Source organism: Konateibacter massiliensis, from assembly GCF_900184995.1.
GTDB classification, from domain to species: domain Bacteria; phylum Bacillota; class Clostridia; order Lachnospirales; family Lachnospiraceae; genus Lachnotalea; species Lachnotalea massiliensis.
This window is the reverse complement of record NZ_LT860099.1, coordinates 341,216-364,852: the sequence shown is the minus strand read 5'-3', so window position 1 is coordinate 364,852 and position 23,637 is coordinate 341,216. Positions and strand designations below refer to the sequence as shown.

33 protein-coding genes are annotated in these 23,637 nt (G+C 32.6%); all 33 read right to left on the bottom strand.

What is annotated here, in order from left to right:
- Position 1: 1 nt before the first annotated feature.
- Entirely contained in the window at positions 2-883 is an 882-nt protein-coding gene (locus CTY48_RS07480; protein ID WP_099467890.1) for a GGDEF domain-containing protein, read from the bottom strand.
- A 341-nt stretch (positions 884-1,224) separates the two neighbouring features.
- Positions 1,225-2,415: a tyrosine-type recombinase/integrase gene (locus CTY48_RS07475; RefSeq protein WP_180272676.1), complete on the bottom strand. Its 1,191-nt coding sequence runs from the start codon at positions 2,413-2,415 to the stop codon at positions 1,225-1,227.
- A 137-nt stretch (positions 2,416-2,552) separates the two neighbouring features.
- Positions 2,553-3,218 (bottom strand): cell wall hydrolase, encoded by a 666-nt coding sequence (locus CTY48_RS07470; RefSeq protein ID WP_099467888.1) that lies wholly within the window; start codon positions 3,216-3,218, stop codon positions 2,553-2,555.
- 20 nt (positions 3,219-3,238) lie between these two features.
- A complete protein-coding gene (locus CTY48_RS07465) occupies positions 3,239-3,733 on the bottom strand; it encodes a dCTP deaminase/dUTPase family protein (protein WP_099467887.1) in 495 nt (164 codons plus the stop codon).
- Positions 3,724-3,972, bottom strand: a complete 249-nt coding sequence (locus CTY48_RS07460) for a hypothetical protein (RefSeq protein ID WP_143452710.1) — start codon at positions 3,970-3,972, stop codon at positions 3,724-3,726. The genes CTY48_RS07465 and CTY48_RS07460 overlap by 10 nt, the downstream gene beginning before the upstream one ends.
- On the bottom strand, positions 3,956-4,711 hold the full coding sequence (locus CTY48_RS07455) for a hypothetical protein (RefSeq protein WP_099467885.1): 756 nt from the start codon (positions 4,709-4,711) through the stop codon (positions 3,956-3,958). The genes CTY48_RS07460 and CTY48_RS07455 overlap by 17 nt, the downstream gene beginning before the upstream one ends.
- A gap of 26 nt (positions 4,712-4,737) precedes the next feature.
- A complete protein-coding gene (locus tag CTY48_RS07450) occupies positions 4,738-4,917 on the bottom strand; it encodes a hypothetical protein (protein ID WP_099467884.1) in 180 nt (59 codons plus the stop codon).
- A 47-nt stretch (positions 4,918-4,964) separates the two neighbouring features.
- Entirely contained in the window at positions 4,965-5,138 is a 174-nt protein-coding gene (locus tag CTY48_RS19650; RefSeq protein ID WP_180272675.1) for a hypothetical protein, read from the bottom strand.
- Positions 5,139-5,144: 6 nt separating this feature from the next.
- The gene (locus CTY48_RS07445) at positions 5,145-5,489 is read right to left on the bottom strand and encodes a hypothetical protein (RefSeq protein WP_099467883.1); all 345 of its coding nucleotides are present in this window, start codon (positions 5,487-5,489) and stop codon (positions 5,145-5,147) included.
- Between the two features lie 3 nt (positions 5,490-5,492).
- Positions 5,493-5,633 (bottom strand): hypothetical protein, encoded by a 141-nt coding sequence (locus tag CTY48_RS19645; RefSeq protein WP_180272674.1) that lies wholly within the window; start codon positions 5,631-5,633, stop codon positions 5,493-5,495.
- Entirely contained in the window at positions 5,621-6,175 is a 555-nt protein-coding gene (nrdG, locus tag CTY48_RS07440) for an anaerobic ribonucleoside-triphosphate reductase activating protein (RefSeq protein ID WP_099467882.1), read from the bottom strand. The genes CTY48_RS19645 and nrdG overlap by 13 nt, the downstream gene beginning before the upstream one ends.
- Positions 6,176-7,195 (bottom strand): HNH endonuclease, encoded by a 1,020-nt coding sequence (locus CTY48_RS07435; RefSeq protein WP_099470098.1) that lies wholly within the window; start codon positions 7,193-7,195, stop codon positions 6,176-6,178.
- A gap of 129 nt (positions 7,196-7,324) precedes the next feature.
- Entirely contained in the window at positions 7,325-8,266 is a 942-nt protein-coding gene (gene nrdD / locus CTY48_RS07430) for an anaerobic ribonucleoside-triphosphate reductase (protein WP_236354808.1), read from the bottom strand.
- A gap of 242 nt (positions 8,267-8,508) precedes the next feature.
- Entirely contained in the window at positions 8,509-9,768 is a 1,260-nt protein-coding gene (gene nrdD / locus CTY48_RS07425; RefSeq protein ID WP_099467881.1) for an anaerobic ribonucleoside-triphosphate reductase, read from the bottom strand.
- 14 nt (positions 9,769-9,782) lie between these two features.
- Positions 9,783-9,959, bottom strand: a complete 177-nt coding sequence (locus CTY48_RS19640; protein ID WP_180272648.1) for a hypothetical protein — start codon at positions 9,957-9,959, stop codon at positions 9,783-9,785.
- A gap of 234 nt (positions 9,960-10,193) precedes the next feature.
- Entirely contained in the window at positions 10,194-10,637 is a 444-nt protein-coding gene (locus CTY48_RS07420) for a nucleoside 2-deoxyribosyltransferase (RefSeq protein ID WP_099467880.1), read from the bottom strand.
- Between the two features lie 162 nt (positions 10,638-10,799).
- Positions 10,800-11,135, bottom strand: a complete 336-nt coding sequence (locus CTY48_RS07415; protein WP_099467879.1) for a DUF3310 domain-containing protein — start codon at positions 11,133-11,135, stop codon at positions 10,800-10,802.
- Positions 11,132-11,725 (bottom strand): hypothetical protein, encoded by a 594-nt coding sequence (locus CTY48_RS07410; protein ID WP_099467878.1) that lies wholly within the window; start codon positions 11,723-11,725, stop codon positions 11,132-11,134. The genes CTY48_RS07415 and CTY48_RS07410 overlap by 4 nt, the downstream gene beginning before the upstream one ends.
- Complete coding sequence (locus tag CTY48_RS20050) at positions 11,726-11,911, bottom strand: HPr family phosphocarrier protein (protein WP_236354807.1); 186 nt, start codon at positions 11,909-11,911, stop codon at positions 11,726-11,728.
- 146 nt (positions 11,912-12,057) lie between these two features.
- On the bottom strand, positions 12,058-14,025 hold the full coding sequence (gene ligA, locus CTY48_RS07400) for an NAD-dependent DNA ligase LigA (protein WP_099467876.1): 1,968 nt from the start codon (positions 14,023-14,025) through the stop codon (positions 12,058-12,060).
- A gap of 16 nt (positions 14,026-14,041) precedes the next feature.
- Positions 14,042-14,290: a hypothetical protein gene (locus CTY48_RS07395; protein ID WP_143452709.1), complete on the bottom strand. Its 249-nt coding sequence runs from the start codon at positions 14,288-14,290 to the stop codon at positions 14,042-14,044.
- Positions 14,291-14,440: 150 nt separating this feature from the next.
- Complete coding sequence (locus tag CTY48_RS07390; RefSeq protein WP_099467874.1) at positions 14,441-15,049, bottom strand: DNA methyltransferase family protein; 609 nt, start codon at positions 15,047-15,049, stop codon at positions 14,441-14,443.
- Between the two features lie 322 nt (positions 15,050-15,371).
- Positions 15,372-15,524: a hypothetical protein gene (locus CTY48_RS19635; protein WP_180272673.1), complete on the bottom strand. Its 153-nt coding sequence runs from the start codon at positions 15,522-15,524 to the stop codon at positions 15,372-15,374.
- A 3-nt stretch (positions 15,525-15,527) separates the two neighbouring features.
- A complete protein-coding gene (locus CTY48_RS07380; RefSeq protein WP_143452708.1) occupies positions 15,528-15,872 on the bottom strand; it encodes a hypothetical protein in 345 nt (114 codons plus the stop codon).
- Positions 15,869-16,084, bottom strand: coding sequence for a hypothetical protein (locus tag CTY48_RS07375; protein WP_099467871.1), 216 nt, complete (start codon positions 16,082-16,084; stop codon positions 15,869-15,871). The genes CTY48_RS07380 and CTY48_RS07375 overlap by 4 nt, the downstream gene beginning before the upstream one ends.
- A 27-nt stretch (positions 16,085-16,111) precedes the next feature.
- The gene (locus CTY48_RS07370; protein WP_099467870.1) at positions 16,112-16,318 is read right to left on the bottom strand and encodes a hypothetical protein; all 207 of its coding nucleotides are present in this window, start codon (positions 16,316-16,318) and stop codon (positions 16,112-16,114) included.
- Entirely contained in the window at positions 16,311-16,517 is a 207-nt protein-coding gene (locus tag CTY48_RS07365) for a hypothetical protein (RefSeq protein WP_099467869.1), read from the bottom strand. Before CTY48_RS07365 ends, CTY48_RS07370 begins: the two co-directional genes overlap by 8 nt.
- 1 nt (position 16,518) lies before the next feature.
- Positions 16,519-16,911 carry a hypothetical protein gene (locus tag CTY48_RS07360; RefSeq protein ID WP_099467868.1) on the bottom strand — a complete coding sequence of 131 codons (393 nt, stop codon included), beginning with the start codon at positions 16,909-16,911 and terminating at the stop codon, positions 16,519-16,521.
- 15 nt (positions 16,912-16,926) lie between these two features.
- The gene (locus tag CTY48_RS07355) at positions 16,927-17,124 is read right to left on the bottom strand and encodes a hypothetical protein (protein ID WP_099467867.1); all 198 of its coding nucleotides are present in this window, start codon (positions 17,122-17,124) and stop codon (positions 16,927-16,929) included.
- A 55-nt stretch (positions 17,125-17,179) separates the two neighbouring features.
- Positions 17,180-17,683: an ERCC4 domain-containing protein gene (locus tag CTY48_RS07350; RefSeq protein WP_268876762.1), complete on the bottom strand. Its 504-nt coding sequence runs from the start codon at positions 17,681-17,683 to the stop codon at positions 17,180-17,182.
- A 23-nt stretch (positions 17,684-17,706) separates the two neighbouring features.
- Positions 17,707-20,961 (bottom strand): PHP domain-containing protein, encoded by a 3,255-nt coding sequence (locus CTY48_RS07345; protein WP_268876761.1) that lies wholly within the window; start codon positions 20,959-20,961, stop codon positions 17,707-17,709.
- A gap of 40 nt (positions 20,962-21,001) precedes the next feature.
- Positions 21,002-22,627, bottom strand: a complete 1,626-nt coding sequence (locus CTY48_RS07340) for a DHH family phosphoesterase (RefSeq protein ID WP_180272672.1) — start codon at positions 22,625-22,627, stop codon at positions 21,002-21,004.
- Positions 22,605-23,633 carry a hypothetical protein gene (locus CTY48_RS07335; RefSeq protein ID WP_099467863.1) on the bottom strand — a complete coding sequence of 343 codons (1,029 nt, stop codon included), beginning with the start codon at positions 23,631-23,633 and terminating at the stop codon, positions 22,605-22,607. Before CTY48_RS07335 ends, CTY48_RS07340 begins: the two co-directional genes overlap by 23 nt.
- Positions 23,634-23,637 lie beyond the last annotated feature (4 nt).

Sequence of the window (23,637 nt, the reverse complement as noted above, 5' to 3'; positions counted from 1 at the left end):
TTTAGTTTTTTCTGTGCAGTTTTTTTGATTTATACATGTTTTTGTCAGCCAAATTAATTAGCTCTTCTGCCGTTAACCCAGATTCAGGCATTGTAGTTACACCAAGAGATGCTTTAATCGTAATCTCAGAGTCCTGTACTAAAAACTTCGCTTTACTAAAATTATTTTCAATCTGCTGCGAAACATGAAATGCAGTTTCCTCATCGGTATTATTCAGACATATTACAAACTCATCCCCTCCGTAACGAGCTGCCCAATCTGCTTTCGTGAGAATGCTTTCTTTAATTATTTTTGATGCATACATTAAAAGCTTGTCTCCAACGGGATGACCTAAAGCATCATTTGTTGTTTTCATATTATCAATATCTATAAAAATCAAGGATAATGGTTTTTGATTAGCTACAGCAGATACTATGTCTGCCGGCAGACGTTCATCAATAAATCTACGATTGTATAGGGATGTCAGTTCATCTCGTATTATCATATCATTCATATCCTGAACTGCATTAAATAACGTCTCCCCTTTGTTATAGTCACCTGTACCAATCATCATTGTATCCGTTGCATTTTTTAAAAGTTCAAGAACTACAGGCTGTTGAGCGGAATCTATCGGTAACGCCGTAACTAGCATTACCGCATTAGGGCTGTGTTCCAGTTTTATAAAGCTTTTTTGCTCACGATATGCTCTAACCGAAACACAATTTTCACAAATCTGTCCACTTTCCCAATATGCATAACAATTTTCACAAGTATGCTCTGTACCATTACTGCGATATTCTATGACTCTTTTATGAATTGGATCTACAAGACGTACCATATCATACATCTTATTAAAAAAGTCTAAATTTTTCTGTAATTTATCTAAGGTAATCTTTTCAATCACTTATACTATCTCCTAAAATATTTTATATAAAATCCTCTATATATAGTATATTAAAATACTGCCATATACAATACTATTCTATAAATCGTAAGAAATATGAGAGCATCGTGGGGTGTTTGACAAAACGTGCATTTTCATTTTCAAAATAGTTTGGGTAGAATTGAGTATATAAAAAAGGTAGTTGAGATGTTGTATTATTACTTCTCTTCTACCCTATTTTTATGATTTATATTTATAAAGCTTCCGATGGGACTCGAACCCACGAAAGTGTTTATAAACCCACTGTTTTAAGGGCTTTTGAGAGGTTGTTTTAATGAGGTAATCAAAAAGGTAATCATTGATTACCCAACAAGAATTCGTTCCATTTTGTCTTCAAATTCTGTTTCTGTATTCCTATCAAAACAATAGTTGCCATAAGTTGTTTTTGCTGAAGAATGACCAACCATCTCCATTAACTTTTTAATGTTAATATTACCATCAATTGCTTTCGAGATATAAGTCTTTCTGATTTTATGAGTGGTTTTGTGACTTACTCCTGAAGCATTACAATATCTTCCCAATGCTTTATTGATTGTTTCGGCATGTGTTCTTCCATTAGGATTGAGTATTAAATAACTTCCATCAGAATACCCATTTAACATATTTGCTTCTTTAATTTGTGATATTAATTTTCTAGCTTCGACTGAGGCGTAAACATTTCTATTATCTCCAGTTTCTGTTTTGGTATATGATACGACTTTTGTTCCCTTATATTCAAATTCTCCACTTTCCATATCATATTCTGCTACCTCTTGATCTGAAAAACATACATATTTACCTCTTAGACTCGCATCTGAAAGTGCTACTAATTCCCCGGAACGACAACCAAGTTCAAACATTAAGAGAATTGCTAACGGAGTTGTACACGCTGGGTTGCTTTCAAATCTTTTTCTGCAATACTCCTTTATAATAGGTTCTTCATTGGTCAGGAAAACTTCCTCATAGTTTTCCTTTTTCTTTTTACCCCTAAACAATCTCGAATCAACTTTTACTTCTAAACATGGATTATTTTCAATGAGTTCACGATCTTTAGCATAAACAAGCGATTCCCTTATTATAATAGACATATTATAAAACTTTGTTTTTGTCATATTATAATCTTTTATTTTCTTATGAAACCATTCGTCAATAAATATCTTAGTGAGTGTTTCAATTTGCACATCTGCGATTGGGTCATTACTATAAAAACTTCTCCAATCAGAATGAATACGTTTCATATAAGAACTTGAATTAGTGTGTAAGCTTTTATACTTTTTCCATACATCGTAAAGTTCTCTTAGTGTCATATTCTTGTTTATTTTGTTAATAATCTCAATCTCGTCATCCAAATTCTCGTAATAGTTGATTATAATATCTTCTAAATCTTTTCTTTTTGCCCGTTTCTTTAATATTCTTCCCTTCTCGTCGTCAGGAAGATAAGTGTAATATTTTCCATTACTTCCTTGCCATATTTCATAAGGATGCATTTCTAAATATTGCTCTCGCTTTTTCATTGTTATATCTTTTTGTATATTGGATATATCAATCATACCATTTTCGAGCGCATATTTCAACAATTCAATACTATCTATATCTCACATCTCCTTGTTTGTAAAAATCCGCCAAGCTGTACTTAGCGGATAAACTATATTTATCTATAAAAATCATGACCAATACTATCAGTCATAATGTAATCAAGTGTCTTAAAAAATCCGGTCGCATTCTTTGTAAAATACAAAGCCCCATTCGTAGTATCTTCAAAAATAAAAGCATATTCACATGCTAATTTTGTCTCTTCTGAAACTTCTATCTTCCAAAAACGTCCATCTGAAACAGGTGAAAATTGTGTGACCTTTGAGTTTTTCTGAAACACAATATCAGAAATTGTATCCGGAAAATCTTCTGAATCAACTCGATTAAACACTACGTTTGCTACATTTACCTTATTATCAAAATCACCTGCTGTAGCTTCAGCTTCTACTATTCTCCAAAGTATAGCGATCTCTTCTTCTGTATAATAATCGTAGATTGTTTCGGGTGCATCTAAAACATCATTGTTGTTAAATACTAGTTCTTTGTATGCAAGATACCTTTCAAGACTATCTTCAATATTATTAATCTCTTCTAGTTCTATCCCTAAGTTTAATCTCTTTTGTTCTTTATTCTGTTCAATTATTTTAGTTATTTGATTCTGTATTTCTGCTTGGTTATTTGTTAATGTGTCTATGTAATTTGATATTCCAGCCGCCCTTGCGGGGGCGACCATGAACATACTTACAAGTAATGACACGCCTAGTAATTTTGTAAATTTTGTCATTCATACTCCTTGTAATTTTATTAATTTGTACTGCCTAAACAGTTTGTGCCTCTTTCAGATTTAATAGCTAATAATTTTTCATAGGGGATTTCTTTTTTGTTCATCTTAATTACTTCGTGGACAATTCCTTGTGCAATAGCTTTAGAATATGAGTAAATTATGTCTTTGTTTAATAATTCATAATCACTTAGTTTTGAAATAATAATATTGACATTGTTTACGTTTGAAATTGGAATAAACCATTCTCCACGATACGAACTGTCAATGACACCTGCTGATTTTTTAATTCCTTTACTTCCAGTGGATCCTCTTTCTTCTATTTGAATATATTTAGATGGATGCATCGCACTAGCAATTCCAGTTGGAATCATAACCGTTGAATGAGGTGGAATGACCATATAATCCTCTTCAAAACAAGCAAAAATATCATAGCCGGCGTCTTCATCTTTCTTAGTTGGAATGATTGCATCGGGTTTCACTTTTGAAAATATTAAATCATTTTCATTTAATTGCATTTAGTTTTCTCCTTTGTTTTCTTATTTCTAACTCTAATCAAAATATTGCTATTGTCCTTATATGCTTTCTCTATTTCTTCTTGCGAAAAAGTTGGGAAATCTCTTTTAGCCCTTGACACAAAATCTTCTTTGTCAGTAGCTAGAATAAACAGCTTATAGAAGTATTCTCTTTTTGTTCTTTCAATTTCACTGTCAGCAAATGCTATATAATCTTCTTTTGTTTTAAAGTACTTTTTCATAATCACGACATATTTCTCCTTTTAGAAATCCTAAATAATTATTCCAAGTTTTATCGCCCAAACTATGAATGTAATCTTTTCCCTTGATACATTTTTTGCTCATATCCAACTTAATATCATCCAAAGTTTTTGATTTGTTTGTCAGTGATTTGATAAAATCATTCGTGTATGTGCTTAACTTTAATATGTCTGTCGAGGGAATTTTCGTGGTTATTTCTTTATACGCTGACAAATCCTCACTCGACATTTCATATTTGATTTTGCGTAGATTCTTTGTAGAAAAAGGTGAACGTCCAGAGGTACTTTGTTTCGGTTTCAAAAATGGTTCAAGCACTGAAAAATTCTTAGAATGAAATTTAAACAGTATTTCTGAGTCTGTTTCTTCTATATTGAATATTGTTTTATTTTCATTTAATGCATGATAAAAATTGTCATAATCGTAAATCTGTCTCATATTGACTTCACCGTTTTTATTCGTATACTCTTCCTGATATATGTACTTCTCAACATCAACTTGTACAATTTCAGCTATTGCTTTCAGTATATTTCTACCTCTACCCAGTGACGGAATATATGCTTGTAAAATTCCATGACCATAACTAAATATTCTCATTTTATTCTGACATTCGATATACACGTCATAATCTGATAACTCACCCTTCAACCCACGAGGAAATTGATTAAGCTGCAAGTCATATTCTGTTTTTAATTTATATTTTTGCTTATAATTATCAATCAAATAATTGCTCGTTGTAATTCACATCCTTATCTAAACAGATCTGTTTCTGCTAATTGCTTCTTCATAGTAATAAACGCTCTTAATAATTCAAGTCGTTTTGGATTGTTAGTATCTTTCTCAATTTCAGCTTGAAGATTGTCAATTTCATCTGCTGTCATATACTCAAAACTTTCTATATCTGAAAGTGAAAAGTTATTTTTATTCATTAGTAATTTCCTATACTCATATACGTTTGGCATTTACTTTATCACCCTCAACTTCCTAATCTAATTTGCTGGAATAGCTTTTCTTGCACATCATCAAGTTTATTTCCCTCTATTCTCAATCTATTCCATAATTTATGTTTCTTACTTTTTATTAAAACACTGAACACCCTATCATAAAAAAGATATTCACTTGCAAGATTACCATCAGTTACTCTTTGCATTGTTAGTTAATCCTCCTCACTTTTGACTGTGATAATATTCATCATCTCTAGTTTTGACAGTTCCTTTTGTATATTTCTCTCAATAGTATTCAGAACTTTATTGTTCTTATTGCCGTCTTTGTTGTAATATGCTGAATGTAAAGTATTATCCTTATTAATAACCGTATATCCAAAAAACTTGTCTGAAATGTTGATAGTAAACGATAAAAAAATAAGTGGAATTTTCTTATTGTGCTTATCTTTATATAAGTAAATAGGAACAATGCATTTATCTTCTACGCCGCTATATTTGAAGCCATAACTCTTTAAAGCACTTATTTCTGCATTATTATTTAATATGTATCTCTTCATGCACTATTCCTCGCTTTTCTGATTATCGTCTATATTATCCTCGTTGTTCCAATTAGATGAAGCGGATTTGCATAGTGTAGATATAATAATGCCCATAAATATACCCATTAGCAGACACGCTAAATTTGCAATTATGTATCCCATAGCATCACTTCTCCTTTCTTCAATGATTGTTGAACGTCAATTAGACGTTGGTTACTACTTCCTCGAAATTTTAATGTTAAGTCTCTGAGTTCATCAACATATCGACCATCAACTAATACATCACACATAGATATAATTCTCTTTCTAATTTCACAATCCTGTAAATATTTTTCTATCTCTTCGTCTGACTGCTCAGTGAACGATGGTTCAAATATTTCTTCCCAATAAAATCCCGTATATAACCAGATATTTTTCTTTGGATATGAAATATGGAATTCGTTTACCAAATCTAATACACCGCGAAGGTTATTATCATGGAGGGGATCACCACCGGTAAAAGTGATCCCCGATATGTAATCTTTTGATAATTGCTCAAATAATTCATTATGAGCCGCTTGGTCAAATACTATCCCACTATTCGGATTCCAGGTTTGAGGATTTTGGCATCCTGGACAGTTATGTGAACAAGAGGATAGCCATATGACAACACGAAGTCCGTTTCCTGAAATAGCACTCTCTTTTTCAATTTTTATGTAATTCATTTAAATAACCTCATCGTAATCTGCCACCACATCATCACAAGTAAACCCATAACGCTGCTCTGCCTCTTTTCTAACCTTGATTGCATCATTTATATCAGAATAGTCTCCAAGAAAGATAGTCTTATAATTTACTGTTATGTATGCCGTCCACATATTTTTATCTTTAGTAAAACTAACACCTGTCTTTCCAGAACTGTTGGCTTTACTAATTCCTCTGTTTCTGCTATTACTCATATTATCTTTTAATAAAATATTGCATTTTCTATTATCATTAGTATCTCTTGATAAATGGTCTGGCACCAAATTTTTATCATATTCACCATATTTCAATTCAGCTATTACTTGATGAATCATAAGTACCGATTTGGTATATTTATCATCAATTTTAACATTTGTAATCCAGTATCCTTTAGTGTTATCTCCACGTTTACAAATCTTTCTCCAATACCAATTTTTAACAGTGTCATAATCTTCTTTATCAACCAAACATCTGTTGTCTCCATCGATCAGTGAAATAAATCCATCACCATTATCAATAATCTGATTATACTTGGTTGAATATTTTTTATTTCGTTTTATTATTTGCTCTGAAGCATAACACCCACAAGACTGGGTATGTCCAGATTTTAATTGGTAGCCCACCACACTAGAATAATCAGGGTTTCTACAGTCACATTTACATATCCAGTGTGCATTGCCTCTCTTTTTCTCATCTTCTATTTCTTGTTTGTCTCTTTCAATGTCTCTTGCAATCACTGTGAGCCTACCGAACTTTTGACCAGTTAAATCTTCTACAATTAGAGGATTATTAAATCTTGAACAGCCACAGGATTTAACATGTCCACTTTTAATACTATTAAATCTATGTGTTCTTTTGTTTCCACATACACACTCTAAATCGAAAAATATACCATATCGTTTACCTTCGTTATAATTTTGCTCGGTAATTTTGTAATTAATGTTCTTTACTATAAAATTACCATATTTATTACCAATTTCTTTTTCTGCCTTCTCATACATGTGTTTACGGAATGTTTCTGTTCTTTTTCTTTTTGTATCTTCATTTAAAATTCTTATAAAGTACCACCTCATTAAATGTTAGTAGAGATTAATTTAATAACCTCTCCAACATTTAATTCTCTAAATACTTTAGAACTTTTCGTGTTTTACTCGCATTTCAACTTCCTGTTGTTTACCTTCGTTAAAAGCTGATTTGTAGTCGCCGGTTAAATATCCAGTCACACGTCTTAGTCTACGGATTTCACCACTTCCACACATAGGGCAAGCTTTGTCAATATCATCACAATATCCACAATTGGTACACATATCATTAGGAACATTTAAAGCAAAATACGGAATATCCTTATCCATTGCATAATTCACAATTGCTTCAATTGCTTCTATATTATTTTTAACGCTACCTTCTAATTCAACATATGTTATGCAGCCAGCCGAGCTATATCCAGTTAATTGTGATTCAATGTCGATTTTTTTCATTGGTGTCATATTAATCCACACTGGAACATGTATGCTATTTGTAAAAAATTCCTTATCAGACACATTTTTAATGACACCATATTTTTCTTTAAATTTTTTCATGGCTGTAAAACAAAGATTTTCTGCCGGTGTATAATACACTCCAAAATTTAATTGATATTCATTTTTAAATTCTGCACATCTATCCTTGAATAGTTGTTCTATTCTTTTCGCTAAAACCATTCCATTGCCTGTTGTGTGGTCGCACCCAATTAAAATTTGCAAAGTATCTGCCAATCCTAATTGTCCTAAAGCCAATGTTCCATGTTTGAGTGCACTCACTATTCCCTCTTCTGGTATATATCCTTCCATAACGCCATTTTCGTACATGAATTTTGCAGATTCTGATGACTGACTGCAAATCCATTCAAATCGCTCTATCAACATATCTTTTGCTTCATAAATCTTTTTATCTAGCAACTCCATAAATTTTTCTACATCTTTGGTTTCCATTGCCAATGTTGGTAGTATGATGGTAACGGGACAAATATTTCCACGTCCATCTTTTAACTGACCTAAACCATTAATATCAAAACCGTTTGCTGTTCTGCACATCTCATTATTACTAATGATACTGACTATATGTTCTCTCCGAAGGCACTACTCTTCATCAACAAGCCGACTGCTCTGAATTGGTGCTTATCTCCAACCCTCTTGTGGTACACTCATCCCACCTTAGTCGATACACACTTCCTATATAAATAGGTTTGGCACGGTACTCATCTTATGTCATAGAATCTCTTCTCAATAAGACCTATCCGTTAGCAGCTTATTCAGCCACACCCTCGAAGCAAGGTTCAATCGGTTTTACATGGGCTGCATTTACACTTACCCATAGTGCTAAAATATGTTTTGGGGTCATTTTTGTCGTATCCTTCATTACCAGACCAATCAACGTTAGCATAGTTTGGATATAATCTTTGTGCTGTTGACCTTAATGCTAATCTGTACAAATCGTAATTAGGATCTTCCGGTTTACGATTGACACCGTTCATACACTGGAAAATACCACACGGAAAAATTGAAGTTTTGTGTAGTTTTCCAATTCCCTTAATCGAAATTTCTAATAGTGCTCTAGTCACCATTCTTCCTTCTGGCTCCGTGCAAGTTCCATAATTTATAGAGGTAAATGGTAATTGATTTCCTGATCTTGATTGTAATGTATTTAGGTTGTGATACATACCTTCTACTGCCTGATATACTTCTTTTTCTGTTTTATCAATTGCATATTGGTATGCCTTTTTATGGAATTTAAAACCATCGTTCTCTATAGAATAACCTTCCATGGTCTCATAATTTAAATAATTTGATTCTTCAACATATTTCAAACCATCTTTAAAATGTTTATAAAAGCTTTTTCTTACATAAGGAACCATCGTCCAGTCCAAATGAGTTGCCGAGACACCTCCAAACTGGTTCAGGGATTGCAATTGAAATATAACCGCAATTAATTGAAAAGCTGTGCTAACAGATTGAGCCGGTCTAACATCTGTTTGTCTTGTATTAAATCCATTTAGTAGTAATTTATCAAATGGAATAGACAGACAATTATGAGAACCAACCGCATAGCTATTGAGATCATGAATATAAATCTCATTATTTAAGTGGTTATTTTTAGCCATTTCAGACACACAATTATCAAGTGCATATTTCTTTAAAACCGCATCGCTTGCTTCTCCTACGCGTCCTCCAAATGATTTTTCGTCTACATTTGCATTCTGATTTTGTACATTTGATGCTTGCAGTTTTTCTGAAATATCTTTCATTAGTTGCATGTTTTTCTCTCTTGTTTTGGTTCTTTCATTTCTATATAAAATAAAAACTTTAGCAACATCCTTACGTTTCCCTGTCATTAATTGTTCTTCGACAATATCCTGTATTTCTTCTACTTTTAATGGTTTTTGAAGCCCCTCTATGTAATTGGTGATGTTAGTAGCTTTTCTTTTTGCTTCTGATGTTAATTCTCCATCAACTTCACTAAACGCTTTTAATACGGCTTGAACTATCTTGTCTTTATCAAACTCTACTTTGCGTCCATCTCTCTTAATAACTCTCAATAAACCACACTCCTTTATAAATCCTTTATCTTTACCTTTAGTTCCTCTAATTTCTTATACTTCTCCGACTCATACTTCGTATGGTCTTTAATAATCATATGAGTCTGTTCATTGCAAATCAGCTCAATAATTAACTTCTTATCTTCCTTAGAAATCTGCTCGATTTCCTTGTCTGCAATTATTTCAATCATTTTTATCTACCTTTTCAAATTTCCTTGTCCGCAATCTCTAGTATTCAAAGTCCAGTTAATCACTGTATCATCAGCGTTAGCGTGTGATTTACTTCTTTTTATATTAGAGATTACACATTCTCTTCCGTCTATTGTCACTGTTAAAAATCCGTCTGGTTTGGATAATAATTCTCTAGCCAGTAAGTGACTTGTACTAATTAAATCTATCGTAATAAAAATCCTCCAATTTCTTTTTTAACAATAATATTTTGTAATATGTATCATCGCTTCTTCTAAAGCAAATTCACCTGTTTCTATTCTGTTAATACAACACTCAATCCAAGGATGTATTAATTTAGTTAATTCTTTACCTTCGACATCATCTGTAATAAAACCAATGATTGGTATTCCACTTCTATATGCTTCATATACTTCGAAGCAAGTACCAACAGATTTTCTTATATCTGCTAGGTTTACTAAAATTAAGTCTGCGTTTCTAACTTTGTGCAGATCAAATCTAAAAACTTCCATATCAGTTTTGTGATAATTTCTGCCATATTCATAATACCTAGTAGGATTAATAATATCGGCAATTCCATCACGTAAAAAATAGTCCTCAACTTGCTTTCTCCATTCTCTTGCTACATCCGTGCCTTCGTATATCTCCATAGCACCAGCTAAATATATAGATTTACTCATTGTTCCTCCGCTTTATCTTTGCAATTCCAATCTTTATCAGGGTTGTACCTCCGTCTCAAAATCAACACATTCCACGGAGTGTTTGCATTATGTCTAAGACACTCCGTATGTGGACACTTTCGTAGACTACAATATATAAATTCTTGAGTGACTTCCTTTTCTTTAGACATTAATATCATTCTCTATTTCAAAAATCCTTCTGTCCAAATACCATTTTGCTTTCTTTAAATCTTCAATTGCCTTTTCTTTATCCGATTTATCAGCACTATGTTTCCTGCCTGCTCTTGATATGTATTTAATTACATTCCCCAAACAAAAACCAAGCTGCTTATCCTCTATATATTCTATAACTTCGATTTTTGTATCTGTATAATGAGAGGGACTATTTACTACATCATAATTTTTTTCTGTTTGACATATTTTAATATCTTGTGGATCTCTATCATTCATATCTTTCCAACTCACTGCATCTAATATGTCTAACTCCTCTTTGGTCATTCGTAACAGTCCTCCATTCCCAGCATCAATTCTTTAAATCTAGGTAATTCTTCAATCCATTTGCAAAAAACTTTCCATTCAGGCAATCTATGATGTCTTCTTTGATGATAAATTGTCTTCAATTGACAATAGTTTGTTGTCATTCCCGCTGTTAGTTGAAATCCAGATGGAATATTGTAAAGAACTTTTAAGTAAGCTTCTTTAGCTTCATCGGTAGACTTGTCCTCGATATTGTTGTAATCATTAACCAATGTCTGTAAACGCTCAACAATAAATTCGTCTACATATCTATTGCATTGCTGTTTGATATCAAATTGGGTAATCTTATGCATTGTTGACTGTGAACTTATAAACTCAAGCCAGTGATACCGTTGAGCCTCTGTCCAAAACTTATTCGAAGCTGTCAAATTAAATTGAACAATTATTCCGTGTGTGAACTGGTCGTGACCTGTACCCGGTTTACAACTCGAAAGTTTTGCTGTGTTCTTTCCCAAATATTCATCACACTTACTTACATCTGTTGCCATCGGAAATTTACTTACGCTAATTGCATTTTCAATACCATATACTCTTGTATTCTCAATTTTCAATTATTTAAAGTCCTCCATTTCTTCTATAAAACGTGTGTATTCTTCAATGTTGTCTGAAATAATCCTTACACTCAGTTCTCTTCTAAGATCTAAACTCATAACTGATAAAAGAGATTTGGCATCAAGTGTACGACTACCACAGGCAACATCAACATCACTAATAAATGTATTGACAACACTAACCAATTTGCTTGCTTTGTCTACATTTCCGTGAAGATTAATTTTAATCGCATTTTCTGTATTCAGTTTTTATCTCCTTACATTTGATGGAATTTATAGTTATGTTACATATGTATAATTCTCTATTTCGATGCGCCAACACCTCAATAGATTTAATTATTAATCATTGATAAAAATTCTTCTTCTGTAATAATTGGGATACTTAATTCTTTTGACTTCTTATTTTTCGAAGAATTGCTTGTTTTTTCGTTATTTATCAAGTAGTCAGTCTTAGCACTCACAGATCCAGATACCTTACCACCTAAATTTTCAATTCTATCCTTCAATTCATCTCTATTCTTAAAGTGGTTAACGCTACCCGTAATCACAAATGTCTTTCCTTCCAAAATATTCATACCATAATTTTGAGCGTTTTGTTTGGGTATTTCAAAGATAAAATTTGTTGCCAATTCTTTTATCCACAAGCAATTATGTCTACCAAAACTATTGATACTTTCATTCATAGTAGCACCAAAATCGCCAAGTGCAGTCCAATTGTAACCGTTAATTAACTTATCATAAAAATCTGTAATATCTCCGTTTACGTGTTTAAAAATAGCTTTACTCGCCGTTTTACCAATAAGTGGAATAGAAAGTGAATAGATAAACCTATCAAGCGTAGTGTTTTTACTCTTCTCAATGTTATCAAGTAGTTTATATACCGACTTCTTACCAAACCCAGCACATTTAGTCCATTCATCTGCATATATGTCAAGATGATACAAGTCATCAAAACGTGTAACCCAACCTTTATTTATAAGAAACTCAATTGTTGACTCACTCATCTCTTTTATATTAATAGCGTTCTTGGAACAGAAATGAGTTAATCTTCCAAGCAATTTACCTTTACATTCTGGGTTATTACATTTTAGTACTTCCGTGTCATTATCTTTTACAATAATAGTAAATCCGTCACATACAGGACATGTGTCAGGAATTATCACATTGTCACTTCTTGTATGATTATCACGTATTTGTGGTATTATTTGATTTGCTTTGTATACAGTTACTTCATCTCCAATGCCAATTTGTAAATCCTTTAATATGCTTACATTATGAAGTGAAGCTCTACTTACTGTGGTTCCTTCAATCTCAACATCATCAAATATTGCGACTGGTGTTAAATCTCCCGTCTTTCCCATTGACCACTCGATCTCTTTGATAGTAGAAGCCGATTCCTCATCGTAAAATTTATAGGCGATGGAATGCCTTGGGTGATGTCCAGTAGTTCCAAGAAATTTGCCATACTCAATATCGTTGTATGACATAACTAATCCGTCAATCGGAATGCCATTCTCCTTTGCTCTACATTTTAAATTCTGTATCATATTATGAATGTTTTCTCTATCGCTCGACTTGTTTGCGTAAGCCCAGTAATTCACCACATCAAACCCCATGAACCTAACTATCATCAACCGCTCACACATGGAATTAGTATCTATACCAATAGGAACTTTCCATGCTATAAATTTAATGTTTCTACTAGCAGCTATTTCACTATCTAATTGTCTAACAGATCCTGATACTAGATTTCTTGGATTTTTATACTTTTTGTCCTCTGGTAATCTAGAGTTAATTCTTTCAAAATTATCATATGTAATAATTGCTTCACCTTCGATTTCCAGTCGCTCTTTAAAATCAATTTTCAATGGTACGTTAGTAAATGCCTTAGCGTTGTGTGTGATTAGTTCACCTTGTTCACCATCGCCTCTAGTCTCAGCTTGAATTAATTCTCCGTTTTCATATGTAAGCAAAATAGTTAACCCATCCAGTTTGTGCATTAATAAACAGTCTTTATCATTTGCAAATTCAACTAAATCACTTGCTAATTTCGTCTTGTCAAGAGACAGCATTGGATGACTATGTCTTACCTTTTCTAATTTAGATTTAACTTCATACCCAACAGTTTGTGTGGGTGAATTACTCATGATAATTCCAGTTTCTTTTTCTAATTCTACTAATTCATCATACAAGACATCATACAGCGCATCTGAAATTTCTGATTTTGAGTCGTTGTAGTATGAGTCTCTGTATTGATTTAGCGTTTCATTTAATTGTTTTAGTTTTTCTACTTTATTCAATCTATCACCTCTTTCTCTAGTATAGTTCTTCAACATAGACATTAATACGTGTCAATGAATCGTCGTCTTCGGGAACGTTATAAACAAAATCTATAACTTCATACCATTCGTTATCAATCGCTAATTTTACAGTCCTACCAATCTTATTTGCTACATTTAGCATATTATAGAACCTGTCATAATCTTCAATGTATTCTCCCTTTAAAAACTTGGATTCTTCTGGAAGTCTATGTTCGTCTATATATTTTGAATATCTTACTAACATTATTTGACGCCTTTCTATCATTTTCTTGTACCTATACATAATTCTCATTTTTCAGTCAGCCAGCCAGCCACTATATGTAGTGTTATTATCCTCGCTCAAACACTATATATAGTGTTTGAAATCGCATGAAATCACGATTTCGACTGTATCTTATAACCATCTTACAATCGGTTCCGTCTTACTACCTTTTTCCCATATAAACCAAGCATGACACATTGTAGTTGCCCATTTCTTTCCTGTCTCTGGATTTATTTCATTTCCGTTGTTCCAAGTCGCCATTCTATCTCTAAATACATAAATATATTTAGGTGGATATTTTTCAAAAAATTCTTTACGTTTTCCGGCTTCCAAAAATTGAATTTTCAAGAACATTGCCATCTGTCCTTTATCTTTTAATAAACTCAATCCCTTTTCAATAAACTCTTGTGCAAGAGAAAACGGAGGATTGCTTATTACTACGTCATATTTGTTATCCGACTCATATGTAAGAAAATCTGCAACAATTGTATCCGGAAATCCTCTATCAACTAAATCAATTCCATCAATAATCACATCGTTGTTATAGATTTCTGAAATAGTCTTTGAAATATGTCCTTGACCAACACATGGTTCAAGCCACCTCTCCCCATTAAAAGCGTATTCATCTAATAACATCTTTACCGCTTTTGGGTTCGTTGCATAAAAATCATTTTCAACTCTTCCATTTGCAGGATTTCCACCTGCCAATTTACTTCCTGCTAATACTTTCTTTTGTTCCATTCACTTACCGTCATAAGTGTGCGCACTTTATCCTATAGGAACTTATCGTAACCTTTCTATTTTATTAGATATTACTCATTTCTTTCAAATACTTTAATTATATACAAGTCATTGTCCACGTCAACGCAATGTATTACAGTGAAATATCCTTGTTCGTTAAGACTTACTTGCTCCGTATAAACACTATCCAACGTTGTTGGTTCTGTAGTCCACGCATCTAGTAATTCGCAACCACGTTTCATTTCGTGTTCTGATAAAATAAACTGCATAGTTATCACTCCCCTTATTCGGTTTTAAATTTCACGTTGTATAAAATACTCGTTTACTTGGAAATTTCTTCTATATGTACATTTGGTTGAGTGGCTATCATATTATTTTCCCAGCCAACGTCCTCAAACTCTTCTCTAATTTTTTCAATCTCTTCGCCAGTAATATCGTCGTCCACAGTTATTTGTGTTGTAATTTTAAGTTTCATATTTTATTTCTCCGTTCTCTCTGAAATAGGGCTTTCACTACTGTTCTTACACCTTTCATTTATGAACTTCTCAATATCAGCAACTTCTCTGCCAATTCTTTTAAGTTCTTCCTTTTTATTGTTTAGAACTTGCAGAATATTTTCATCATAATACGGTTCTAATAAGTTCCTATCGAAGCTCATGAGTAATCCTCCGTGTGAGGAATACGAAATAAAGACATTCCCATTTTCAAAAATATCTGCTATATACAAATAGCCACGCTTTTGATATTCATCCAGCAATGCTCCATACAAATTCTTATCTGCATTTACTACTCTTACTTTTAATCCCACGTAAAATAAATTCAAAAACAAAACCTCATTTCTCCCGTGAAATACGGAGTCCCAATTACTAATTTTTCTAAATAATGTCTTTCGCTATCATCAATTTCTTCCCAAATTTGATGTAGTATTTTAAGTACATCTGGAGTGCTTTTATATTTCCCATTTCTATCGATAATACTTCTATCCTTTGATATCATATATGTCTGTAAATTTATTAGTTCTATTGTTACGTTCATTTATATCCTCCTGTTGAAACCACTGTTTCAACTCTTTTTATATCTTTCAGGCAATTCCATCCATGTAATAGGTTTCATACCAGTTACTGTAGAATTTCTTGCAGTAATGCACTTAACACCTCCATAGGTTGTTACATATCCGATATACATATGCCCGTCACGTTCTGCTTGAAACAATACCGGCTCACCGACCTTTGGTTTCTCATCTTTAAATAAAGTCCAATTATTATTCATCTTCTTTTACCTCATAACACTGACAGAAACATCTTGGCACTTGTGTTATGTCCGGGAAGTAATCTCCGATGATTTTATCTTTTGCTACACAGCAATAATAATCACCGCCAGTATTATCTCGACGAATAACCAGCCTAAGATGTTTACAGTATTTACATCTCTTATGTTTCGTCCTGTATTTTTTAACTTTCTCTGTCATATTAGAAATACCTCTTCGCCTCGTTGGACGTGTGAACGTCGTTTGGTTTGATAATAACCTTTCTTGAAAAGAAGTATCTATCGTCACACACAAGCACATACATATACGTCATGTTTTCAAAATCATCAACTACCTTGCCAGCCATATGTCCAAAATAAATTGCGTCTTGATCTAATGGCTTAAAGCAACACAATCTGCCAATTGGGATTTCGCACTCAATAATATCACCTTGATTCTTATTCTCTTTTTTACTATGCTCAAATGCCCTTAGTTCATCTTTGGATAACCACTTTACCCAGGCTCCGCAATCGTCACAGTATAAGCCGGTATTGCTACCTTTTACTTCAGTGTGGAGCGATGTGCTGCCACACTTTTTACAACAGTTCTGATACATTATTTTTCAGCCTCCTTAAAACTCGTATGTAACTTTTACTTCAAGAATTTGATACTTGTCTGGTTCATCATAGCACTTCAATTCGGCTTCGGTGCTTTCATATGAACTCAGAAAAGCTTCTTCAAAATTACTTACGTTATTTCCTTCTCCATCATCAAATAATAGCGGGAACCCCTTAGTTGCGATTGCATATTTTTTACTTTCAATTATCATGTTTCACTACCTCCGATTTTCTTTATGAAAAATATGTTTCATTTGAAAAATAAAATCATTTCAGTATCTGTCCCATTAAAGCACTGTAACAAATCTCATAAATCATAAATCCCATATTCTCTTTATTTACAAAATTAATATAAATATTTGCCACCTTTTGAACTCCTAACAATCTTCTGATAAAAGCAAGTTCGTTGTACTCTGACCGGTAATTGTGGCTGATGATATCGTCTAATCTATTGTTCTCTATTAAGAGATAAGAATTTTTGATATTAATCATCCTGTTTAGTTCTTTGAAGAATCTTTCATCATGTTCTTTGATATTCCCTGCCAATTCATCAACAGAATTTTTTCTTTCAATGCATAATTCATCTGTAAAATATGTATCCTTTGCAAATCCTAATTCTGGACAAGATTCTATCATAAATGAATAGTCTCCCGTCTTTAAAGCTTTTGCCTTATGTTTAATACTTCTTTTATCATAATAATCCAAAATATGTTGGTTCTTCTGCTCATTAGTAGTGTGAAGGATTACGAGGTGAGAAACTAGTTCCTTCAATTGCTTTTCAGTATAGTAATATTTCAATCTCTCACCTCGTTTTCAATTTCATTTTTTATAATGAATCTGCTCAACCAGTATTCAAATTTATCAGGTATCTCCTTATATATCTTTTTCCCAGTATCTGGATTTATTTCACCTGTTGGCTCTTTTTTATTCTTTTTCTCCAAACAGGTTATATACAGAATATCACCCAATTCAAAATGACTCTTATTATACTGACTCGTCCACATTTTTACTTCTCTAGTTTTACCACTATAGATTTCAAACAGTCTTACATTTGTGATTGACTTCTTAGACTCTAATTCTGAGATGTAATATAATCTCTTATCAGCTTTCTCTTCATAACTAGATACAATTCCCAATACCTCTCTCTCATTATCCAGACGCTCTTTTATAGTTAGTTCTTGATATTTGATGTTTTGAATTAGTTCATTCAACAAGTCAACTGAATTAATTTTGTTAAACTGTTTTTCTGTTTCGTTTCCATGTTTTTTCAAGATATCAAATGGAAGATTGTTTTTCTCAGCCTTTGACTTTGATATGGTCTTAGCTTCAAATACTAAGTCATAATATTTTGTTATCCACAAAAGAGTATTAACATCGCCGTATTTTTTGAAATAGTTAATTCTAATCAGTTTGTCAATAACAGTTTTGTTTATCGAGTTTGAAAACAGAATCGTCAGGACATCTGTAAAATTGTCATATTCTTCTTGTCCTAACTCAAAAAGTGTTTCAGATACTCCTTCTCCAAACCCCTTAATACTAGATAGATTAGGATAAATCAATCCAAATTCCTCATCAATTGTAACTTTTCTATTGTCTGCTCCAAATTCGTAATCTCCTAGTTTATACCCATAAAACTTTATAGCCTCTTTCACGAGTGCATCAATTTTGTTCTTCTTATTTTTTTCTTGATAGTGGTTAATGGCGACCTCATAAAACTCTTTTGTATGATGTGCTTTAAACCACGCTTGATATGCACTATCTCCTCCCATACTGTAAGCATGAGGGGAGTTGAAAGCGTATCTAGCTGAATCCTCAATAACATTCCACACATTATTAAAACTATTAGTGTTATGAAATTCTTCTCTCCATGATGTAGTCAGTTCATTTAATAAGCGTTGTTTCTTTTCTCCCTTCAATTTTTTCTTTGAAATGGACTTGATTACACCATATGTTTCTCCCATTTCCAATTTCAGGAATGATAAAACTTTCATAATTGATTCTTGATATATCATGAAATGAGCAGTATCTGACAGTAAGTCATCAATTTTTGATTCTCCTGTTGTATACTGATCCCTATTCAAAAATGTGCTCAATAGAGATGCAAATCCAGGGCGTATAGCGGCTATAAAACTACTCAATTCCCGTAAATTTTGTGGTTTATATTTCTTAACCCTATTAGTAGTAGCGTCTTTTTCACATTGATTCACACAACAAGTGATACCCTTTTCGTATATTTTCCATGTGAGTTTATCTCCGTCTATCATTTTTCTAAGTTCATCAAATGTTGGAACTTTCATGCCAATACTGCCAAAAAATTTATATGTAAGATAAACACTATCAACAATAAGAAAATCTTCTTTTACATATCCAAATTCATCAAGGTATCCACCTTCAATAGCAGCACAAAGAGTTCTTTGACCAGTTGTTTCAGAAACAGCACTGATGAGTCCAATTTCTCTACGAACATCTCCATTAAAAATTATGTGTCCACAGGCATGACATTTTAAATTGATTGTAATCCCCTGATATTCGTTACTTTGTTTATATAATTCCAAATAATCATCGGGAATATAATCTTCAACCAAAATCAAATCTTTTTCTTCGTCATCAGCATATTTTAATGCTTTGTTGTATTCATCTAGGTACTTTGAGATTTGATTTGCATCATCAGGGCTAACATCATTGGCACCAGCGTATAATTGCCATGCAGCCTTTTCTTTTAGTTTTTCTATAGCCATTAATGGATAGCAGCCATGTTCTCCCAATAATTTCCTTGTCGCTTTTACAAACGGTTCTTGAGTAGCTACGTTTAAATCAATATCAGGCATCATACCCGCAACAACACGTTCTTTTGTTAAAAACCTTTCTGGATAAATAGGGATATCAGCATTGAATCTATCGACGGTTGTAAGTCCTAATAATTTATTTGTAATAAATGAAGCTGCACTACCACGAGAAGTTGTTGTTAATATACCTCCCTCATTGTTCACCGCATCATCAACAATAGCCTTGCTTGTTAGGAAATAATCTACAACACCAGAATCCATAACTTCCTTGGCTTCGTACCTTACTCCATCTGCCTTTTTTTTTGACTTTTCCTTTTCTTTTGCATAAGCGATATTTAGTTCATGTTTGTATATCTTGCACTTTTCTTCATATGTCTTACCTTGATAGACAGTGGGAATTTTGAATGATTTATCAAGAATAATCTCTCTGCACTCTGTTACAAACACATTAGTGTTCATAATAGATCTATAAATATCTTCTTCGGATAAGATACCTTGTTCTTTAAATCTCTGGATTACCGTCTTAGTATCCGGCCAATCCATGTACCATCCTTCTTCGTCTGGATAATTTACTCCCTTATATTTAAGAATCTGATCACGTTTTACTGATGATTTATCATTTAAAAAGTGACTATCCATGCCAGCTATAATCTGGATATTGTTATCCTTGGCAATTCTAAGAATCTTCTGGTTAAGTTTCTTTTGTTTATCTGTATTATGTGGTTGAACTTCGAGATAAAAATTATCGCCAAAATAGTTGTGAATTTTAATCCAAATATCTTCAGCATCTTCGTAATTCCAACCTGCAATACACGCAGAGGTAACAATTACATTATCCTTTGGAATATCAAACAATAATTCCAAGTCAATTCTTGGTTTATAGTAATATCCATCCTCATTTGCTCTTGATAGGGCAAAGTTGATATCGCCCCTACCATCTGCATTCTTAGCGACAATAACCATGTGACAATTTTTTCTATCTTTTTCATACCGATTCTTCACCCAATAAGCTTCTGTTGAATGAATATATTTTAATTTTTCATTTTCGGAAGTTTTATATACCAAGAATTGATTTCCTTGTGAACCATGATCTCCTGAAAACAAACATTTAGACTGATATTCATGAGTCAACTTTGCATAATTCTCAATAGATTCTGCACAATCAGGTGTACTTGTATTGCTAAAATCTTTATGGCAATGATAATTTTCAAGATATAAATTCTCTGCATAATCCTCTGCTGAATACGGAAATTTAAAATTCAGCGTTGGAATAATTGTTTTGATTAATTCTAAAGTCCCTATTCTATGCCACCACCTTTACTTCATCACATATTATTTTTAAGGAAAACGTTCTTCCTAACCAACCAGAATCCAATTTACCAATCACAGTTATTGGTTCTTCTAATATCGCATTATCCTCCATATCATCAAATGAACCATTCCAATTCCATTTGATAAGTTGTAAATAATCTGTTGGTTTTAATACAAGATGCTTCCCTTGAGACATACTACCTACCTCATATTCCGTAATATCAGATACTTTTACTGTTATTGGTTTAAATCCTGTGCCAGATATTTTATCTATAGACTTAATTTTGTCAATTAAATCTCTTGTTATATCAAATATATCTAACTCAATATCCACAGTTCTTGCCATCTTAAATTCAATGTTTTCCAAAGACTCTTCAAGTTTGGAAATAAAATCTCTATATTCTTTTGCCTTTACCTGTATCCCAAATGCCAACTCATGTCCATTTGCTTCAGCAACACCAGTTTCATTACAAAGTTTTCTAAAATCATCGATACCAATTGCTCTTGCAGATCCCGCATAATATTTTTCTCCACCTATTTCTATCTCTTTTAAAATCAACAAAGGTCTTTGATATCTTTCAAGTAGTTTGTTCCCAACCAATCCAGAGATTCCATTTTCACTATTTATAAAAACAGATATAACCTTTTTATCTAATTGTCCGTCTGCCTGAATGATAATATCATCCATCAAGTTTTTGACTTCAATATTTTGTTCTTCTTTGCATTTTTTTAATTCTTTTACATATTTTAGAACTTCTTTATTATCGTCTGCTAAAAAAGCACTCATCGCCGATTCATTTTGATTCATACGGTTTGCAGCATTTATCAAAGGTGCGATACTGAAAGAAATTGCAGTACTATTAAAGGGAAAACTACCGACAATTTTTTTTATTGCAGGATTTATCATCCGATTTAGTCCAATTTCAATTATGTATCTGTTTTCCATACTCTTTTCAGAAACGTCCATCATATCTGCCACAAGTCCACAGGCCGCCAGATCGACATAGTCTTCCGCATAATCCTCTATAAAATATTGATCAAGGTATTTACAAAATTTCCACACAACACCTGCTCCGGACAGAGCAAGATTATCATAGTTTCTCTGTGAACTAACCAGTGTGACATATTTGTCATATGGGACATCTTGAGCGATGGCATGATGATCTAAGACTATAACTTCTTTACCTCTTGTTACCAATTCTTTATATTGAGTTATATCTTTATCCAGACTATCCACAACAATCACAATATCGCAATCATTGAATCTATCAATATCTTGTCCTATCAATCCATGGGCTTTTCCCTCATTAATAAATGGAAACACAGTTTTTGTAAAATTCAATAGATATCTGGTCATGATTGCTCCAGATGTTGCTCCATCTGTATCTGTATCCCATAAAACACCAAAGCGAGAGCCACTATCGATTCCATTTTCAACAATTTTTCTCGCCATATCAATATTTTCTAAGGAATCCAAAGGCAACAAATCACCTTCATTTGGATTCAAAAAATGCTCTACATCTTTAATTCCTCTATCAGAAATAATTGTATTTATTATTTCATTCTCACACATTCCCCGACAATCAGAAATCACATTATAAGTTGTCTTCGCTTTCATCATCTCCAATCAATAAAATTTCTGTATTTATAATTCTCTCTAATTCGGCTTTCCCTAAATCAGAGGGAGATATCTTCCCTTCATATCCATAGTCAAAGTAATTCCAATACCCTAATTCAATTTCCGAAAATCTTGAATATGATTTTACCAATAAGATATTTCTCATAATATTTTCTAAGTCAAATCCAACATCATGCATAAAAATTACTTTACTTGGATTTAGTTCATAAATCATCTGCACTTGTTTTGAACTAATAGAACCACTCCCTAGTGCGACACAGTTCCTTATTCCATATGAATGACATTGCATCACTGATTTCTCAGACTCAAATATAAACACTGTATTTTCCACTAAATAGTTATAGTTCTGTGAATACCCATATAAAGTTTGAGACATTGCACATGGAATCAAATAGTAATATTTCTGCTCACCATCTGAAACCTCAAAATTCACCCTGATCTTTATACCTATGAGTTGCCCTATTTGATCGTATATTGGTATTACAATTCCTTGTGACTCAACATCATATCTAATATTAAAAAACTGTTGAGTGTTTATTGATATGCTATCTTCAAGGAATCTTAAATTGCCGTATTTTGCATAATTGTCTAAGATGGATTCATTATATGTATTGACTTTGTATGTGCTTTTTTTTCTAATGCGTTCATAAAACCCACCAAAAATTCCCTTTTTACTAAAATATTCACAGTAGTCAGATATACCCAATATCCCTTTTAGTCCATGCAGCACTTCTGAAAATTCAATTTTTCTTTGTTCGCTAATATAACTAAATAAGTCTTTTTGAATATTCCTTGCATAATCAGTCACATACAGATACTGGTTATTTTCCAGTTTAACAACTAGAGACTTTTTTGATGAATATTCATCTCTACCAAACTGTAAATATTTTGTTCTAGCTACCACATTACAATAACCAAAATGTTTTAATACTTCCTTGAGTTTTTCAGGGTGATTAATTAACTCCTTTTTAATTTCTGATAACATATCT

Coding starts and splice junctions, on each gene's coding strand:
- CTY48_RS07475 (WP_180272676.1), bottom strand. CDS start 2,415: ATGAAAAAGCGAGAGCAATATTTAGAAATGCATCCTTATGAAATATGG.
- CTY48_RS07470 (WP_099467888.1), bottom strand. CDS start 3,218: ATGACAAAATTTACAAAATTACTAGGCGTGTCATTACTTGTAAGTATG.
- CTY48_RS07465 (WP_099467887.1), bottom strand. CDS start 3,733: ATGCAATTAAATGAAAATGATTTAATATTTTCAAAAGTGAAACCCGAT.
- CTY48_RS07460 (WP_143452710.1), bottom strand. CDS start 3,972: ATGAAAAAGTACTTTAAAACAAAAGAAGATTATATAGCATTTGCTGAC.
- CTY48_RS07450 (WP_099467884.1), bottom strand. CDS start 4,917: ATGAATAAAAATAACTTTTCACTTTCAGATATAGAAAGTTTTGAGTAT.
- CTY48_RS19650 (WP_180272675.1), bottom strand. CDS start 5,138: ATGCAAAGAGTAACTGATGGTAATCTTGCAAGTGAATATCTTTTTTAT.
- CTY48_RS07445 (WP_099467883.1), bottom strand. CDS start 5,489: ATGAAGAGATACATATTAAATAATAATGCAGAAATAAGTGCTTTAAAG.
- CTY48_RS19645 (WP_180272674.1), bottom strand. CDS start 5,633: ATGGGATACATAATTGCAAATTTAGCGTGTCTGCTAATGGGTATATTT.
- nrdG (WP_099467882.1), bottom strand. CDS start 6,175: ATGAATTACATAAAAATTGAAAAAGAGAGTGCTATTTCAGGAAACGGA.
- CTY48_RS07435 (WP_099470098.1), bottom strand. CDS start 7,195: ATGTATGAGAAGGCAGAAAAAGAAATTGGTAATAAATATGGTAATTTT.
- nrdD (WP_236354808.1), bottom strand. CDS start 8,266: ATGTGCAGAACAGCAAACGGTTTTGATATTAATGGTTTAGGTCAGTTA.
- CTY48_RS19640 (WP_180272648.1), bottom strand. CDS start 9,959: ATGATTGAAATAATTGCAGACAAGGAAATCGAGCAGATTTCTAAGGAA.
- CTY48_RS07420 (WP_099467880.1), bottom strand. CDS start 10,637: ATGAGTAAATCTATATATTTAGCTGGTGCTATGGAGATATACGAAGGC.
- CTY48_RS07415 (WP_099467879.1), bottom strand. CDS start 11,135: ATGACCAAAGAGGAGTTAGACATATTAGATGCAGTGAGTTGGAAAGAT.
- CTY48_RS07395 (WP_143452709.1), bottom strand. CDS start 14,290: ATGTTAGTAAGATATTCAAAATATATAGACGAACATAGACTTCCAGAA.
- CTY48_RS07390 (WP_099467874.1), bottom strand. CDS start 15,049: ATGGAACAAAAGAAAGTATTAGCAGGAAGTAAATTGGCAGGTGGAAAT.
- CTY48_RS19635 (WP_180272673.1), bottom strand. CDS start 15,524: ATGAAACTTAAAATTACAACACAAATAACTGTGGACGACGATATTACT.
- CTY48_RS07375 (WP_099467871.1), bottom strand. CDS start 16,084: ATGAACGTAACAATAGAACTAATAAATTTACAGACATATATGATATCA.
- CTY48_RS07370 (WP_099467870.1), bottom strand. CDS start 16,318: ATGAATAATAATTGGACTTTATTTAAAGATGAGAAACCAAAGGTCGGT.
- CTY48_RS07365 (WP_099467869.1), bottom strand. CDS start 16,517: ATGACAGAGAAAGTTAAAAAATACAGGACGAAACATAAGAGATGTAAA.
- CTY48_RS07360 (WP_099467868.1), bottom strand. CDS start 16,911: ATGTATCAGAACTGTTGTAAAAAGTGTGGCAGCACATCGCTCCACACT.
- CTY48_RS07355 (WP_099467867.1), bottom strand. CDS start 17,124: ATGATAATTGAAAGTAAAAAATATGCAATCGCAACTAAGGGGTTCCCG.
- CTY48_RS07340 (WP_180272672.1), bottom strand. CDS start 22,627: ATGAAAGCGAAGACAACTTATAATGTGATTTCTGATTGTCGGGGAATG.
- CTY48_RS07335 (WP_099467863.1), bottom strand. CDS start 23,633: ATGTTATCAGAAATTAAAAAGGAGTTAATTAATCACCCTGAAAAACTC.